Source organism: Solemya pervernicosa gill symbiont (assembly GCF_002020875.1).
GTDB lineage: Bacteria > Pseudomonadota > Gammaproteobacteria.
On record NZ_MPRL01000008.1, the window covers coordinates 1 to 16,691 of the forward strand.

16 protein-coding genes are annotated in these 16,691 nt (G+C 52.1%); 6 read left to right on the top strand and 10 right to left on the bottom strand.

Annotated features, from left to right (window positions below; translation table 11 throughout):
- Positions 1–41: 41 nt before the first annotated feature.
- Entirely contained in the window at positions 42–812 is a 771-nt protein-coding gene (locus BOW52_RS03150; RefSeq protein WP_172840095.1) for an ATP-grasp fold amidoligase family protein, read from the top strand.
- Between the two features lie 122 nt (positions 813–934).
- On the opposite strand, the gene BOW52_RS03155 is transcribed toward BOW52_RS03150, so the two are convergent.
- Positions 935–1,576 carry an adenylate kinase gene (locus BOW52_RS03155; RefSeq protein ID WP_078482638.1) on the bottom strand — a complete coding sequence of 214 codons (642 nt, stop codon included), beginning with the start codon at positions 1,574–1,576 and terminating at the stop codon, positions 935–937.
- A 266-nt stretch (positions 1,577–1,842) separates the two neighbouring features.
- Here BOW52_RS03155 and recQ point away from each other — a divergent pair, with 266 nt between their 5' ends.
- Positions 1,843–3,975: a DNA helicase RecQ gene (gene recQ / locus BOW52_RS03160; protein WP_078482639.1), complete on the top strand. Its 2,133-nt coding sequence runs from the start codon at positions 1,843–1,845 to the stop codon at positions 3,973–3,975.
- On the opposite strand, the gene BOW52_RS03165 is transcribed toward recQ, so the two are convergent.
- Genes BOW52_RS03165 through BOW52_RS03180 form a run of 4 tightly spaced genes read right to left on the bottom strand, consistent with a single transcriptional unit; the run spans position 3,972 to position 7,390 of the window.
- Positions 3,972–4,679: a GGDEF domain-containing protein gene (locus BOW52_RS03165; protein WP_078482640.1), complete on the bottom strand. Its 708-nt coding sequence runs from the start codon at positions 4,677–4,679 to the stop codon at positions 3,972–3,974. The two genes, recQ and BOW52_RS03165, sit on opposite strands and share 4 nt — an antisense overlap.
- Positions 4,676–5,836, bottom strand: coding sequence for a HAMP domain-containing protein (locus BOW52_RS03170; RefSeq protein ID WP_078482641.1), 1,161 nt, complete (start codon positions 5,834–5,836; stop codon positions 4,676–4,678). The genes BOW52_RS03165 and BOW52_RS03170 overlap by 4 nt, the downstream gene beginning before the upstream one ends.
- The gene (locus BOW52_RS03175; RefSeq protein WP_078482642.1) at positions 5,826–6,020 is read right to left on the bottom strand and encodes a hypothetical protein; all 195 of its coding nucleotides are present in this window, start codon (positions 6,018–6,020) and stop codon (positions 5,826–5,828) included. Before BOW52_RS03175 ends, BOW52_RS03170 begins: the two co-directional genes overlap by 11 nt.
- The gene (locus BOW52_RS03180) at positions 6,017–7,390 is read right to left on the bottom strand and encodes a multiheme c-type cytochrome (RefSeq protein ID WP_078482643.1); all 1,374 of its coding nucleotides are present in this window, start codon (positions 7,388–7,390) and stop codon (positions 6,017–6,019) included. The genes BOW52_RS03175 and BOW52_RS03180 overlap by 4 nt, the downstream gene beginning before the upstream one ends.
- Positions 7,391–7,975: 585 nt before the next feature.
- On the opposite strand from BOW52_RS03180, the gene BOW52_RS03185 reads away from it, so the two are divergent.
- Both BOW52_RS03185 and BOW52_RS03190 read left to right on the top strand, forming a co-directional pair.
- Positions 7,976–8,593 (top strand): tetratricopeptide repeat protein, encoded by a 618-nt coding sequence (locus BOW52_RS03185; RefSeq protein WP_135621981.1) that lies wholly within the window; start codon positions 7,976–7,978, stop codon positions 8,591–8,593.
- Positions 8,594–8,759: 166 nt separating this feature from the next.
- The gene (locus BOW52_RS03190; protein WP_078482644.1) at positions 8,760–9,110 is read left to right on the top strand and encodes a hypothetical protein; all 351 of its coding nucleotides are present in this window, start codon (positions 8,760–8,762) and stop codon (positions 9,108–9,110) included.
- 797 nt (positions 9,111–9,907) lie between these two features.
- Here BOW52_RS03190 and BOW52_RS03195 read toward each other — a convergent pair.
- Positions 9,908–11,359: a multiheme c-type cytochrome gene (locus tag BOW52_RS03195; protein ID WP_078482645.1), complete on the bottom strand. Its 1,452-nt coding sequence runs from the start codon at positions 11,357–11,359 to the stop codon at positions 9,908–9,910.
- Positions 11,360–11,801: 442 nt separating this feature from the next.
- Here BOW52_RS03195 and BOW52_RS03200 point away from each other — a divergent pair, with 442 nt between their 5' ends.
- Positions 11,802–13,583 (top strand): DEAD/DEAH box helicase, encoded by a 1,782-nt coding sequence (locus tag BOW52_RS03200; protein ID WP_078482646.1) that lies wholly within the window; start codon positions 11,802–11,804, stop codon positions 13,581–13,583.
- Between the two features lie 234 nt (positions 13,584–13,817).
- Here the strand turns inward: BOW52_RS03200 and BOW52_RS03205 are convergent, their stop codons facing one another.
- Genes BOW52_RS03205 through BOW52_RS16945 form a run of 3 tightly spaced genes read right to left on the bottom strand, consistent with a single transcriptional unit; the run spans position 13,818 to position 15,037 of the window.
- Entirely contained in the window at positions 13,818–14,453 is a 636-nt protein-coding gene (locus tag BOW52_RS03205; protein ID WP_078482647.1) for an MBL fold metallo-hydrolase, read from the bottom strand.
- Positions 14,447–14,812: a hypothetical protein gene (locus BOW52_RS03210; RefSeq protein ID WP_078482648.1), complete on the bottom strand. Its 366-nt coding sequence runs from the start codon at positions 14,810–14,812 to the stop codon at positions 14,447–14,449. The genes BOW52_RS03205 and BOW52_RS03210 overlap by 7 nt, the downstream gene beginning before the upstream one ends.
- 48 nt (positions 14,813–14,860) lie before the next feature.
- Positions 14,861–15,037, bottom strand: a complete 177-nt coding sequence (locus BOW52_RS16945; RefSeq protein WP_172840096.1) for a hypothetical protein — start codon at positions 15,035–15,037, stop codon at positions 14,861–14,863.
- 788 nt (positions 15,038–15,825) lie between these two features.
- Here BOW52_RS16945 and BOW52_RS03215 point away from each other — a divergent pair.
- Positions 15,826–16,266 (top strand): sulfur globule family protein, encoded by a 441-nt coding sequence (locus tag BOW52_RS03215; RefSeq protein ID WP_078482649.1) that lies wholly within the window; start codon positions 15,826–15,828, stop codon positions 16,264–16,266.
- Positions 16,267–16,353: 87 nt separating this feature from the next.
- Here BOW52_RS03215 and BOW52_RS03220 read toward each other — a convergent pair whose 3' ends face one another.
- On the bottom strand, positions 16,354–16,611 hold the full coding sequence (locus BOW52_RS03220; protein WP_078482650.1) for a glutaredoxin domain-containing protein: 258 nt from the start codon (positions 16,609–16,611) through the stop codon (positions 16,354–16,356).
- Between the last annotated feature and the right edge of the window lie 80 nt (positions 16,612–16,691).

Genomic DNA, 16,691 nt, shown 5'->3' on the forward strand with positions numbered 1-16,691 from the left:
GGGCGCCGTAGGCATAAACGGTCGCGTTAAGTATTTGCCGCTTGCTTGGGCTTGGATGCCCAAAACATGCTTCCGCAAAAATAGCGACTCCCCGAAGTAGCGGTTGGAATATCCGTGTAGCCAACAAAGCTCAAATCAGTTGGCACAGCATTAAAAAACAGCTCAAAAGGTGGTTATCACAGTGCTTCTACGAGCGTCACGGAGAAGCTAACTACAGAGGGATCAAGCCGAGAATCATGATTGAGCCTCTGCTATCAGAAGATCAGGGGGAGTTGCGTGACTACAAACTCTACTTCTGCAATGGTAAATATCTCGGTGCACACGTCGATTTTAACCGTTTCAGTGATCACCAATACCGAATCTACGATGTCGCGTGGAATGAGTTCGAAAAGGAGGATCCCAATATCGTACGAAATCTTCCATTATGTCCCAGACCCGAAAAGTTGGATGAAATGATCGAGATCGGCCTCAAGTTGTCTCAGGGTTTCCCCTATGTACGTGTCGATCTCTACTATCCTCAGGGTCAAATCTTTTCCGGGGAGTCGCTATTTTTGCGGAAGCTTGTTTTGGGCATCCAAGCCCAAGCAAGCGGCAAATACTTAACGCGACCGTTTATGCCTACGGCGCCCCTAACCGCCTTCGCTTCGCTATCCATAGCGGTCAGCGTCGGTGAGCTGACTTTCACCCCCGGCAACGGCCTGGCACGATACGACCCTATCGAAAGTGACTTCTACCTCGGTGCCCCCTTCAATGTACTCCCCTACCTCAACACCCCCTACTACGAACCACACTGGACACCGACTTCTCGCTAAGATGGGACACGCGCCGAACCAGAATCGTGATTCATGTCCATAGCAGGGTTAGCAACAATCTTGCGCCCACAAAAAAGCCCGCCAAAAGGCGGGCTTTTTTTCAGATCAGATTAGCGCCTGGCTTAGAGGCCAACCTTCTCCTTGATTGCATCTACTACGGCATCGCTTGAAGTAGCAACAACTTCCATCAGCATGCCTTCGTTCTTGTAGAAACCGGCCAGAGGTGCGGTCTTCTCGTTGTAGACGTCGAGACGGTTAGAGATCGCCTCTTCGGTCTCGTCATCACGCTGTACAACCGGACCACCACACTTGTCACACTTGCCCTCTTCCTTGGTGGGGTTCGATTTAACGTTGTAGATCGCGCCACAATCGGTGCAGGTACGACGGGTGGTGAGACGATCGAGGATTACATCACGAGGAACCTCAAGGCTTACAACAGCGTCAAGCTTCTCGCCGATCTCTTCCAGCAGAACCTTCAGCTGCTCAGCCTGGGGAATGGTGCGGGGGAAACCGTCGAGCAGGTAACCGGCCTTGCAGTCGTCCTCACGCAGACGATCCTTCATGATGTTCATGATCAGCTCGTCAGGAACCAGATCACCTGCGTCCATGAACGCCTTGGCCTGCTTACCCAGGTCGCTGCCAGCCTTAACTGCAGCACGCAGGATGTCGCCAGTAGAGATCTGTACTGAGCCGTCGATCGCGGTCAGCAGCTTGGCAACGGTGCCCTTACCTGCGCCTGGGGCGCCCAAAAGGATCAGTTTCATGGATATTTCCTCTAGTTAGTGGTTGAAAAATGGAATTCTTCGCCCGCAACATCCGGGCTTTGGAGCGCAAAGATTACTCGAAATATCAGATTTGTCTAATATTTTGTCTCTATAACGACCGAAAACCGCCTAATGGCGGCCAAATCTACCGGAGCAGCTCAATATCTGCTGCCATTAGTCGGGTTGGGCGGTGTAAAACGGGGTATCATCTCCCCGCCCGGCATGATCGTCGGCAGTCACTATAACGATCCAGACCCCCTATATTTATGGCACCCAATCACGCCCCGACAAATAACGCTCAGCAGATCCTCAGTACTGTCTTCGGCTACGAGCAGTTCCGTCCCCACCAGCAGGAGATCATTCAACACCTGATTGCGGGGGGTGATGGGCTGGTGCTGATGCCTACCGGTGGCGGTAAGTCGCTCTGCTTTCAGATTCCGGCGTTGGTGCGCAGTGGCGTTGGCATTGTCATCTCACCACTGATCGCTCTGATGCAGGATCAGGTCGATGCGCTACGCCAGAACGGTGTACGCGCCGCCTATCTCAACTCCTCACTCGCAGCCGATGAGGTGCGTGCCGTCGAGCAGGCGCTGATTAACGGTGAACTCGACATGCTCTATATCGCTCCTGAGCGATTGATGATGGGACGCATGCTCGATCTACTGACACGGGTGGAGCTGGCGCTGTTTGCGATTGATGAGGCGCACTGCGTCTCACAGTGGGGCCACGACTTCCGCCCGGAATATCGCCAGCTCTCGATTCTGCATGAACGCTTCCCTGAGGTGCCACGGGTTGCGCTCACCGCTACCGCCGACACACCGACCCGTAAAGAGATCGTCGAGCGGCTGGGGCTTGCAGGGGCTCGACAATTCGTTAGCGGCTTCGACCGCCCCAACATCCGTTATCGCATCACCGAAAACAACGGCAACGCCCGTGACCGGCTGCTGCGCTTTATTCGGAATGAACACGAAGGTGATGCCGGAATCGTCTACTGCCTGTCACGCAAACGCGTCGACCAGATTGCCGAGTGGTTGGAGGGCAAGGGGCTGACCGCCCTCCCTTACCACGCCGGCATGCCAGCCGAGGATCGCCGCGCCAATCAGGAACGTTTCCTGCGAGACGAAGGGGTGATTATTGTCGCCACCATCGCCTTCGGCATGGGCATCGACAAACCCGACGTGCGTTTTGTCGCCCACCTCAATCTTCCCAAGAGCCTCGAGGCCTACTATCAGGAGACGGGGCGCGCCGGTCGTGATGGGCTGCCCGCCAACGCCTGGATGAGTTATGGACTGCAAGATGTCATCACCCTGCGCCAGATGCAGGAGGGCTCCGAGGCCAGTGAAAATCACAAACGTAGCGAGCGGGCCAAGCTCGATGCAATGCTCGGTTTCAGCGAACTGACCAGCTGCCGACGTCAGGCGCTACTGCGCTACTTCGGTGACCAGCTTGATGAGCCGTGCGGCAACTGCGATACCTGCCTCGAACCGCCCGAGACCTGGGAGGCAACGGTAGCGGCACAGAAGGCGCTCTCATGCGTACATCGCACCGGGCAGCGCTTCGGTGTTAACTACCTGATCGATGTACTGACCGGTTCCGATCACGAACGTATCAAACAGTTCAGTCACGACCAGATCTCCACCTATGGGATCGGCCGTGAGCTCGACAAAAACGGTTGGCGTAACCTCTATCGCCAGCTGATTGCGCGTGGACTACTAGCCGTCGATATTGAGGGACACGGCGGACTACACCTCACCGAGGCGAGCCGTCCCGTACTGCGCGGTGACGAACTACTGATGCTGCGAAAGGCGAGCAAGGCCTCGAAACGAAAATCGAGTGGCCGCAAAACGAGTCACTTCAAGGGCGAGTCGGAGCGGCTCTGGGATGCACTACGGGAGTGTCGTCGTGAGCAGGCCGCAGAACAGGGTGTCGCCGCCTATATGATTTTCCACGACGCCACACTCATGGAGATGGTGGAGAACCGCCCCGAGACCCTTGAACAGCTCGGGCGAATTTCTGGCATCGGCGAACGCAAACTCGACGCCTACGGCGAGGCCTTTCTTCAGGTGCTCAAGGGGCACGACGAAGAGGGCGAATCGAAAACAGTCAGCCGTTACGAGGAGACACTACAGCTGTTTCTACTGGGGATGGACGTATCCGCCATCGCAACGCGCATGGCGATCAAACCCGACACCATCTACAGTCATCTCGCCAAGGCGATTGAGGCGGGTGCTGCCGAACTCTCTGAGGTGGTCTCTCTCAAACCGGGAGAGATCCAGTCGATCATCTACGCCTTTGAACAGAGCGACAGCAGCCAACTAAAACCGGTATTTGAGATGCTGGGTGGTCTCTACGACTACGGGATATTGCGTTGTGTGAAGGCGGCCAGACTAGCCAGCTAGGTACTCTTTTGAAAGACGGTATAGGCGTTGCGACCACGCTGCTTAGCCGCGTACATCGCACTATCGGCACCCTTAATGAGCGCCTCAATCGAGTCTGCGTCACGCGGATAGATGGCCACGCCTACGCTCCCCGAGATTTCAACCTCATGTTCTTGCAGCAGTGTAAATGGCAACGCCAGCTGCTCCAGCACACGTTCGACGACCTGCACTGTACTCTCTTCACTCTCTACCTCTGGCAGGATCACGGTGAACTCATCACCGCCCATACGCGCCACTGTATCGGCCTCGCGAATACAGAGTTCCAGGCGCCGCGCCACCTGCTCGAGCAGCTCATCACCGGCATTATGACCATAGTTGTCATTAACCCACTTAAAGCGGTCAAGATCGATAAAGAGCAGTGCCAACTGATGCTGCTCACGGTGTGAGACCTTGATCGCCTGCGAGAGGCGATCAAAAAAGAGGTTGCGATTAGGCAGTCCGGTCAGTCCATCAAAGTTGGCACGGCGAACCATCACCGCCTCGATCTCACGTCGCTCCGTTACATCCTGAACCGTACCCTCCAGCTTGATCGGGCTCCCCTGGCTATCGAGATAGAGCTCTCCCTCCAGCTCAACAATCTTCTCTTCGCCACCATCAGCCATCAGGCGCAGCTCCAACTCACCGACCTCACCCTTACTGATGGCGTGGGCACGAAGACCACTCATATAGGGCGATCATCAGGGTGGAGTCGCTCCAGCAAACAATCACGCCCACCGGGAAGGCCCGTGATACCGAAGATACGGTAGAGTTCATCAGAGCCACTGAAGCGATCGTTGACCAGGTCCCACTCCCAGCTACCGAGTCGTGCGATACGCTGCGCATTAGCCAGACTCCGCTCTTTATACTTGAGCACCGAATTGGCACGACTCAAATCCTCGGTACGCTCCGCTACCTGCTGCTCAAGTGTCTCACTGTAGTTACGCAGCTCACTATTTTTCTGCTCAATTGCATCAACCATATTGTTAAAGCGCTGCGCCAACAGCCCAACCTCATCGCGGCTATCGATTTCAATGTGGGTATTATCTCCACCCGCTGCGATCTGGTCAGTCCGCTCAGTCAGTCGCACGATTGGTGCCAGTACTCGCCGCGACAGCCCGCTGCCAATAAATGCCACTAACAGGAAGCCCATAAAAGAGAAGAGGAAAAATTGATTAACTAGATTCTGTTCGATCGTGCGAAAGGGTGCCTGAGGGTAGGTCAACATTATCGAACCTTCCATCGAAGGATCGATGGAGTCGAGCGCACGCGCCTCAACAAAGTAATGAGTATCACTAAAACGTATCTCACTCACCTTGTCGCGATCATTAAGTAACAGTTGATACTCGAGGTAGGAGAGCGGTATGGAACGAAGCCGGTTATCACCCCGGTTCAGCGTAGAGGCCATCACGGCACGACGCCTGACCAACGTGATATCAACATCGGTATCGCGACTGATATTACTAATGAGTTGATCGTTGATCACATACCCCACCAACACGATGCCATCAAATGCCCGCGCAGCATGACCATCGGGAAAGCCCGATGAGTAGATAATCAGGTTATTGAGATCCTGAACTACGCTGGTATCGCGCTTGTGATCAAATACGGCGCGGCGCACCAGACGCCATGACATCAGCGACAGACCTTGACGCTCAGGATCGGCTGAGTGGTGACGTACCCGCCCTTTGTGATCGAGCCATATCACCACATCGGCTGAAATCTCCTGACGCAGCTGATCGAGACGCGCAACGGTGCCATCACGGTCAGCCTGCACCTGTAGCGCAAGCAGTCGTTCATCGTGAATAAAACGGTTACTACCGATTCGCCCCATCTCACCGACCACGGAGAAGAAGTTCTCTACCAGTCGAAATGGTATTGTGAAATTGATCGTGCAGAACCTCGCGAAACTGTTTATCAGCGAGCTGCACCATGGTGAAAGCACCGGCAGCAGTCCCGATAAAGACCACCAGCGAGAAGAGCAGAATGATCCTAAAGCGCAGCTGTCGATAAAACGGGATCTTGTTCATTTCACCGCAGCGGTCGTATCTACCCTGATATCGGGATAGTGGCGTTCAAACGCCTCAACCGCCCACTCCAGTGTTCTCTCTTCATGACAGCCACCGTTTTGACACGAGTTGGGGATCTTATCTCCCTTGCTCAGATCGGGTGGAACAACCTTGAAGGCATGACTACGCAGGCTGAAGAAACCGCCGGTTTTGACCATGCGCGGCATATGACAATCGGCACAGCCAACGGCGGTGGTTGGGCAGGGGTAGTGCGTCTCACCACGTTCAGCCACCCAGTGCGACATACTGTCGATATGGCAGGCGGCACACTTGGCAGTGCCATCCTCTTGTGTCGCCTTACCTCGATCCTTGCCATGCGGCTCATGGCAGGCGACGCAGGTCACACCATATTTCGCACTATCAAGGGTCGGACGATTCTCGGGTTTCGCGTGACGATAATCTGTCGAGTGGCACTTCAGGCAGCGCTCCTCCAGCTCACCACGGCCGTCACCCTCGCCTGCATTTTCCATCAATTTACGATGGGCACTGGCGTGTTTGGATTTGCCCCAGTCACTAAACTCCTGGTGACGATTTTTCGCAATACCCGAACCCCACCAGAATTTACCTTTCTTATCACTCTCAGGTGTTGAGGGCTGCATCGCCTGCTCGATATCGCCATCGGGTGAGAAATTAACAGGAAAGTTAAATTTGTTGGCGTGCACCGCCTCACCGGCCGTATTAGTACCGCGATTATGGCACTGCCCACAGACTGAGGCCGAGACACTGCGAATAATGGTGTGATCGAGTGTCTTAGCCGCCTCATCATCTTTATGACAGAAGGCGCAGGTTGCCGAGGCGCTCATATCTGCTCGTTCGACATGGGTGCTGCCCGGTCCATGACACGCCTCACATCCGATACCAAATTCGGAGAATTTGAGTGTTACCGGATCGAAACCGGTGGTGTGACAGCCGTTGCACTTGTAGGACATTGGCGTCTCTTTCCAATCCTTCACCTTGTAGGGAACCCAACGCTTCTGGATGACATACCATTTGGCCGGCAGCAGATAGTATTCGCCATCGATCATTCGCACATAGACCTGCTCCCATTTATTACCGACCACATATTCGATCTCGCTCTTATCGAAAGTGACCACTTTGGGATCTGCGTTGTCGAAATCGGCAAGGATATCCGCATCACTCTTCACGGGTCTGAACATATAGGGGTGGAGTGTGTTGGCCTTCCAGGATGTGTAATTTTCCTGGTGGCACGACTCGCACGACTCGGAGGTGACGTAATGGGGCTCTCCACCCACTTCAAGATGCAGATAGACCGAATATAAGAACATCGCTACAGCCAGTGCAGCGAGGAGAGAGAGGAAGTTTTTGATCATTACTTACCCGAAACGGTTAATTCTCAACATTGAAACTGACCGCTCATCCCCCCAAGAGTGAGCGGTGCGCCACAAGACGCAACCGTGCCTTCGACCATTTCACTATACAATGAACAGGTATTACTAATTAGTAAACTTTTGTGTCCCTATAACAGACAGCTACCCAGTCGCCCCAAACTGGAGCGGATGGGATGATCGGGTTAAAGATACGGCAACAGCGTATCCAGACGTCATATCATCGGCTCATGCAACACATCATCGGCGTCACGACCAAGGCTGCCATCGATGAATTATCGTATCGCCATTAAGGTTTTCTGACTCTTCGAATTCACACACTTCATCGAGTCACGGGACTGAAGGTTCATGCACACCTGAACCTCGGCACCAGGGTGAATCGAAGTCCAATCAATTACTACAGAAAACGGCTGAAATAGATGCAGAAATGCAAATCTTCTACATTTTAGAATAATAATAATTTTCAGCGTGTTAGCCATTTTTTGGCGGACACTGAGCAGCGATTAGTATAGAATCTTAACTCATAATTGAAATAACGATATACAACGATTTCCAACGAGGAGGAAGGTAATGAAAATGATCAACCGATTCATTGCACACGCACTATTTGCACTGACACTGGTGTTTTCTCAATCAGGGGTTGCGTCTGCCGACAAATCAACAGAATCAGCGAAAATCTCCGATGCAATGACGCTCTATGCCCAGGCACTTCCCATGGAAGTCAATTCTCCCAAAAGAGCCGAGCTATTGGATCAATCTGCGGAGATCCTGAAAAAAGTCATCGAGTCGAATCCCCAATCGTTGGACGCTCACCGAAAACTGATGGGGGTCTACCTTCTGAAGCAGGATTATTCCAATGGCATCCGTACCATGCAGGATGCAATCACGCTCTCTCCCGAAGACCCTAAACTGTTTATCACTCTGGCCTTTCTCTACGAGCATTCGGGCTCTTTTGAATATGCCAGTGCAATGCTAGATCAGGCACTAGCCCTTGACCCCAATCACAAGCTGGCGAAGGAGTACAAAATCGCCATTAAGCAAAAGATTGCTCAGCGGAACATGGATCAATTGCATGAAGGCAAGGAGATAGAGGGCAATCCTCATGGGCAGGGCAAATCCCATGGGCAGAGTGATCCTCACGGAAAGAGTGCTGAACTCTCCCCTATCCCCGTTGAAGTAAAAAAGTAGCCGTATATTTGGCTTACAATGACCTGCCATTTTCCCTGAACCCTGTCAGCCTCGGGGTTCAGGGTGCGCTGAAGACGCAACCATGATCGAATCGCGTGACCGTCTGAGAATTTCAGGTTACCTGTTCTTTATCTGAAACCTTTCTATTCCGAGAAGATGTAAAAACATGAAGCCTTTTACAACAGCGATCGCACTTTTTTCGACTGCGCTAATCTGCAGTACGGCCTGGGCAGATGAGTCCGCTCTTGCCCAACGGGTTATCGATCTTGAAAATCGTGTAACAACACTCGAAATGCTCCTTGAAGAGACGAACACCAAAGATCGTTGGAAAGATCCCATTCTTTGGCAAAGAATCAAGAAAGAGATGTCCAGCAACGAGATTCGCAAACTGCTGGGAAAACCCGCTCGAGTAGAGGAGGCGATATTTGTCACCTGGTACTACCATCAAACCTCAAAACTACATAGTTACATCTGGTTTGATGAGGGAAAGGTACTCGGTTGGGAGATCACAGAGTAATTACCTCAGTATTCCTGCCAATTTAATTATCAACTTATCACCAATACTGCATGTGCAGGGAAAAGGGCAGCGACGCCTTTTTAACCACAGCTACCTAATCGGCCATCTTTTTCAAAGATCTATTTGCGCCTTCCACAGCACCCGCATCTAACCCAATCACATCTGCCAGTAGCTAACCGCCGCACCTGATTATTACGTCACAGTCTGCACGATGACTAAGCTATCACTTATATAGAAATAATCCTTGGGGTACTTATCTCCTTCGTAAGGAAAACAATGTAACTTTAGTTAAGCATTATTCCATCACCACTCGATTGGGCCCAATTGATACTCAGGTAGTACCAATTGATGCATCAACATACATCTTATTGTCAGCAACATTTAGCTCATTCACATTCGACCATTGATCACTCGAGAACTCAGGTTAATCTCAATAATTATTCTCACCCGTCTGATTCACTCAAAATAAACCAATGACTTCCTGGGATAGATGCCAATTGCATCAATTTATTTCTGGCGCCAGCCAGCTGGCGACAATCAAGGTGAGACATCAAGCGCTAAGCACTACATTCATTGACAACGGTTGGGCGTGCAGAGAAGTTAATCGATAACAAACCCATCAAATTGCCACTGTTCGGATCACCTCACACTTCAATGATCACTCTCATAGCTCCACCTGTCACCGCTGCTTTCTAGTACAACTTGTTTAGAGATGTAACGATTATCTTTCTCCCATAAAAAAACCCTCCACCCGAAGGTGGAGGGTTTTCTGTCATAACGACAGTACTTCTAGGATGTTACCTGGAACCACCAGTTTTCTTGTAACGTGCCTTGAAGTCGGCCTGACGTTTCTTACGCTCTGCAGCCTTCTTAGGATCCTCTTTACCGAGGAACCACTTGTGAGAATCGTGGTTCAGTACTTCGTCGAGTACCTTAGCCAGGTTCTTAGCAGCCTTCTTGTCAGCGGCAGAACCGTGCATGCCGTGCTCAATCAGCTCACGCAGTTCAGGCACCATCTCGGTGTAGAAGTTCTTACCCAGATCGTAAGTACCTTCCCAGTGAGTGATATCCGGACCCATCATGGACGCGGCCATACGTGCGCGACGACCTTCGTGATGCCAGAGTTCGAACCAGACGAAGTCAAGCTTGTGAGAGAACTTGGGTCCCTTCATCAGCGGCTTGGCAGCCTTCATCAGTTTCACGCCAGGCTTACCGAACTTACGGTTGTACATTTCAACAAGGCCGTCGTACTGGATGTACCAGTTCTCAACCCAACCCTCTTCGTGGCAAGACTGACAAACATCTTTCATGTTGTCGCGACGCTCTTCCCAACCCATGGTGCCTTTAACCCAGCCCTGCTTCTTGGAAACAGGAGGACGGTTGTTCCAGCTCAGGCGATCGCCCACATCATGGGTAACCGGCTGGTTCTTGGTCTCACTCATGTGGCAGGTAGCACAGGTCGGTGCAGCCCAGTAGTCTTCACCCGGGATCCACTTGGAGCTGTCCAGATTCATCTTCTCGCGATTGGCGCGATAGGCGATACCGTGCTTGGACTCGTTGTAGATCTCAATCTGTGGATGGTCAGGACCCATGTGGCACTTACCGCAGTTTTCAGGCTGGCGAGACTGCGCAACGGAGAAACTATGACGGGAGTGACAAGCGGCACAGGTGCCCTTGGAGCCATCTGGGTTGATTCGACCGATACCGGTGTTAGGCCATGTAGCCGGATCTAGTTGACCGTCCTTTAGTACCTTGACGGTAGAACCGTGACACTGCCAGCAACCGTTAACCGCCGCTGCTGAGATACCATCTGGGAATCCAGGGGTAACCATGCCGTTATCGCCTTCGATAACCTCGGCGAGCAGGTTGTCCAGAGAACCCATGATCTTACCCGCTTCAGAGTGATGAGACTTCTGCATCTCTTTCGCTTCATTCTCATGACAGTTTGAGCAGTCCTTAGGAGAAACGATGATGGAGATGTGTTTTTTAACCTTTTTCTCATCGTGGATGAAAGCATCCGGGTCTTTGGCATCAGCCTGGTGACACTCGTAGCAGCCTACGTTGGCACCATAGTGACGACTTGAACCCCACATCTGGACCAGACCGGGATTGTTCTTTTTGTGACACTTAACGCACTCTTTGGTCTCTTGCGACATCTGTTTCGGTGGAGCTTTTACCGCCGCCCAGCTCGCACCCTGCATCATCAGCAGAATGAGCGCCGCGCCGACTATTTTAATGTAGCTAGTCATTGTGTTTCCCCCATATGTGGATTATTGGTGTTAGTTTCCAAGACAGTTACGGCTATCCTCTCTTCCACCTAGCCTGCGCTCTCATTCAGTGCGAAAACATCAACTAGCAACACACCATCGAGACACATTCCCCCGTCTATGCATCAAGTTATAGCAGAGCCATGACCAATAACCACATGAATAAAATGACATCTTCTGCCACTACCTCCAACAGCATCGACAGTACTACTTTGGTGGTACGCCAAGCCCTGCTTTATGACAGCTTACGTCACAAGTCGAGCTGACAGCCCTCGACAATATCAGCCAACAAAATCACTCAGCTTTACCCCTTCTATTGCCGAATCAGCATTAACCGCGCAAATGGAGTATCATTAGCTATCGTAAGTACACCACCCGCTCGGCAAGACCATCACGTTCACCGGGCTCTCCAGATAGGCCCAACATGTCAGAAGAAACCATCAGCTCCTTTGCGCAGCTCGCTCTCGCCACCCCGATACTTAAGGTTATTGAGGAGATCGGCTACGAGACACCTTCCCCTATTCAGGCACAAAGCATCCCCCCACTACTTGATGGCAACGACCTGATAGGCATGGCACAGACCGGCACCGGCAAGACCGCCGCCTTTGCACTGCCACTGCTTAGCCGTATCGACCTATCGAACAAGACACCGCAGCTACTGGTACTGACACCCACTCGCGAGCTGGCCATACAGGTCGCCGAGGCTATTCAGACCTACGCTCGCCACCTGAAGGATTTCCATATCCTGCCAGTCTATGGTGGCCAGGGTATGGATATCCAACTGCGCCAGCTACGGCGTGGCGTACAGGTTGTTGTCGGTACACCCGGACGCGTTCAGGATCACCTTCGTCGCCGCACCCTGGTACTCGACAATCTCACCGGTCTTGTTCTTGACGAGGCTGATGAGATGTTGCGCATGGGCTTTATTGATGATGTCGAGGCGATTCTTGAGCACACACCCGAAACACGTCAGATCGCCCTCTTCTCTGCCACCATGCCGGATCAGATTCGACGCATCGCCAAGAAGTATCTTAAAGAGCCGGTCGAGATCAAGATCAAGGCGAAGACCGCTACCGTATCAACGATCACACAACGCTACTGGCAGGTGAGTGGCACCCACAAACTCGACGCACTGACACGCATACTGGAGGTGGAAGAGTTCGATGCGATGATCATCTTCGTTCGCACCAAGGTCGCCACCACTGAGCTAGCGGAGAAACTTGAGGCACGCGGCTACGCCACCTCACCGCTCAACGGCGATATGAATCAGGCGATGAGAGAGAAGGCCGTTGATCGCCTTAAAAAGGGCTCTCTCGATATCATCGTCGCCACCGATGTTGCTGCACGTGGTCTCGATGTACAGCGCATAAGCCATGTCGTTAACTACGACATCCCCTACGACACCGAGGCCTACATCCATCGTATTGGACGTACCGGACGTGCAGGCCGAAAGGGCGATGCCATTCTCTTCGTTGCACCGCGAGAGCGACGCATGCTGCGCTCCATCGAACGCGCTACCGGACAAGAGATCACCTCGATGCAACTTCCCAGCCGGGACGACATTGCCAGTCGTCGCGTCGATCAGTTCAAACAGACCATCACCGACACCCTCGAATCTCAGGATCTTGGTTTCTTTGAAGAGGTCATTGAGGGGTATCAGAGCGAACATAATATCGGCCTGAGTGAGATCGCAGCTGCGCTCAGCTACCTGGTTCAGAAAGAACGTCCGTTACTACCCAAACTTCAAGATACCAAGCCCGCGAGAGAAGAACGAAGCGACCGTGGCCGTGATTACAAAGAACGCGAGCCCAGACGCAGCCGTGAACGTTCACCTGTGCGCGAACGTGAACTCGAAGAGGGGATGATTCGCTACCGCATCGAAGTGGGTCACAGGCACAAGGTTGAGCCTAAGAATATCGTCGGTGCCATCGCTAATGAGGCGGGTATTGAAAGCCAGTTTATCGGTCAAATCGCCATTCACGACGATTACAGCAATGTCGATCTTCCTGACGGGATGCCCAAAGAGATCTTCAAACACCTGAAGAAGGTTTGGGTCTGTGGCCAGCAGCTACGCATCAGCGCGCCAAGCGAACAGGGTTCAAGCGAAAAACCGAAAGGCTATAAAAAACCAAAAGCCGACAAGGATAGAGGCGGCCACAAGCCACCTAAGAAACAGAGCGGGAAAGGGAAAAAGGATCGCAGCTAAACAAACCGTGACCAATAATAAATCCCGCTATCAGCAGGATTTATTATTCCGGACAGAATAGATCGCCCACTTCTTAAGTCTCCTCACTCAACCCGCCACCTTGCTCGATTCTGGAATCCAATACAGAACTGTTACCTCAGGCTGTACCTGTCTACATAACATGTCGTATCGACCTGCAGTAGACGTATGGTTGAGTTCTTCTCAAACAATGGAGCCCAGTAGCCCCGACTGACTTCAAGCCCCCACATAGGGGTTACTCCGTCGCTCCTCGCCCAACGTGGAACGGGGCCCATGCCCGGGGACAATCGTCACATCATCACCCAGCGGAAACAGTCGGCTTTGAATGCTCTGTATCAATGCGTGTTGATCGCCACCAGGAAGGTCAGATCTACCGATTGAACCTCTAAACAGCACGTCCCCGACAAAGGCCGTCTGCGACGGCTCATGATAGAAGACAACGTGCCCTGGAGAGTGACCAGGAGCGTGAATGACTTGCAGCGGCTCACTGCCAACATTGACCACCTCACCATCCTTGAGCCATCGATCTGGAGTAAATGGTTCTGTAGATGGCAAACCAAACATCTCCGCCTGCTGCTGAAGGGCGTTGAGTAGCGGCTCATCTCCAATATGGGGACCGGTTATTGCGTTCCCCGTGAGCGCCGATATTTCTGACGCTGCACCGACGTGATCGAGATGACCGTGAGTCAGCAGGATACCCTCCAGCGTCACACCCGCTTGTCCTACGGCCTCCAATAGACGTGTCGCCTCCCCTCCCGGATCGATCAATGCGGCCTTGTTGCTCTGATCACACCAGAGTAGTGAACAGTTTTGCTGAAAGCTGGTGACAGGAATCGAGTGATATCTCAGCACGGCTTAATCCACACTGCGAGCGCCTTGTTGAACCGCTGCTTGGCACGTTCAAGTTCGACTGCAGCCGCAGCCCCCGCCTCACCACCGGCGATATCAGCCAGGCCATTTACCGTTCCCATACACTCCTCATAAAAACGATCGAATGCTTCACGAACCACCTCTGCCGATAGCGACGCACTCTCTTCATTTACAACTTCAGAAATTTCGCCATCAAGCGGTTCAACCATTGCGGCACGCGGCACAATCTTCTGTCGACTATCGCTCTCAAATTCGGCAATCAACGGGCTCACCTTGCGCATTGTGTCGCCTCTAAATTCAAACCGACGACCAATCTCGAGCTGAAAGAATTTTATTTTCATATTGACGATCGCGCGCTGCTGTCAGGCGCCTCAACTAAACCACACATATTATTCTTCACCCTGCTGCTTTCCCTTCTCTCTAACGGCACGTTTGGTATTTTTCTCATCCTCACTAAACAGAAAACGACCGGCCAACACACACCCCTTCATACCGGGCTCACAATTACGCTGCTCCACCCGATCGCACAAACCTTTCACCTCATGCGGACAACCCCAACCACCCATTTCTCGCCCCTCTATTGAAGCCTAACGAACCACATCGATTGTAATTGACCATGTTACAGATTGAGATTCGCCTCAATCACGCAGATAACTGAGACACACGTGCCTGCTACTAACTCTTTATATGTCACACCCTTGACACAATCTCCCCCTACTCTCTGCGATGACAACAAAGACAAAACAGATGAGGTGAAGAGTATGGAAGTTTACACACATAGCACCAGCCACTCTGCGCCAAGCGCAGAAACAATTAGATAGGGGAGTCGCTATTTTTGCGAGAGTTTGTTTTGGGCATCCAAGCCCAAGCAAACAGCAAAAACTTCACGCGACCGTTTATGCCTGCGGCGCCCCACGACTTGCAGAGATGGGGCTGGCTGGCGACTGCGCCTATGAACACGCCCTCTCCCGTGTATACACCTCACTGATCGATGAAAAACGACTGCAGATCGCCGCCTTGTAAGTTGATTTAGCCGTTCATGCCATCACTGCCACAAGATTCCAGCCCCCAACCACTTGACCAGACTTCACTTGCACGCTTTAAGAATTACCTTGGTTATTCAGCACGTTATAAACATACAGTCGAATCAAACCCTAGCCCAGCCAACAGATTGATGAATAAATTTATGGCTAGAAACTTGACAAATAAATTAGCATATCAATAATAACTAATATGCATTAGTTCGCACAGGGGTAGTGCAACCAGTTATCAATGTGCGTGGTGAGTGACTTAGCTTTTTTTACTTAGCTTTATTTTTAAAACCATGATGTAACAAACAAAGAGGATTTAAACCATGATGAAATTCACTAAAGCAGCTGCTCTCGCAGCACTCGTCGGTGTTAGCGCACTCTCTATGTCTTCTGCCAGCGCCTGGTGGACCCCTTGGAACAACAACGGTTGGGGCAACAACAGCCCATGGAACAACGGTTGGGGTAACAACGGTTGGAACAACAACAACGGTTGGGGCAACGGTAACGGTTGGGGCAACGGTAACGGTTGGGGCAACGGTAACGGTTGGGGCAACGGCATGGGCGACATGATGGGCGATTTCGACCTGAGCTTCCGCGGTCGTGGTAACGGTAACGCTTCTGGCAACGGTTATAACGGCTACAACGGTTTCAACAACGGTTACAACGGCTACAACGGTTATGCTCCTTACGGCGCTCCTTACGGCTACGCTCCTTACGGCGCACCCGTAGCACCAGTTGCTCCAGTAGCACCTGCTGCACAGTAAGTCATTACTGTAGCAGGCACAAAAAAGGCGGCACTTGTGCCGCCTTTTTTGTGCCTGCTACCTTCGTAACAAGTTTTTCATTCAGTTCTAACCTCCCATCAGGGCATCGAGCTCACCATCCATCTTCAGCTCGGTCAGCTCGCTAAAGCCACCAATCCAGCGATTATCGATCGCGCTCTGCGGAACGGTCCTGGCATTATCGGTCACCTCGAGCATCTCTTTGAGTCCGGCGCGATCGAGATCGACACGCATCTCATCAAACGCAATATTCCACTTATCAAGCAACATCTTCGCCTTGTCACAGATTGGACAGGTACCGGTGCTGTAGATCTTTACCCTAGCCATAACGTCTCACAACCTCATTTCATACTTTATCAAAGCCCAGATAGTGCCTCTTAACCGAGCAACTAGGCAAATAACGACCG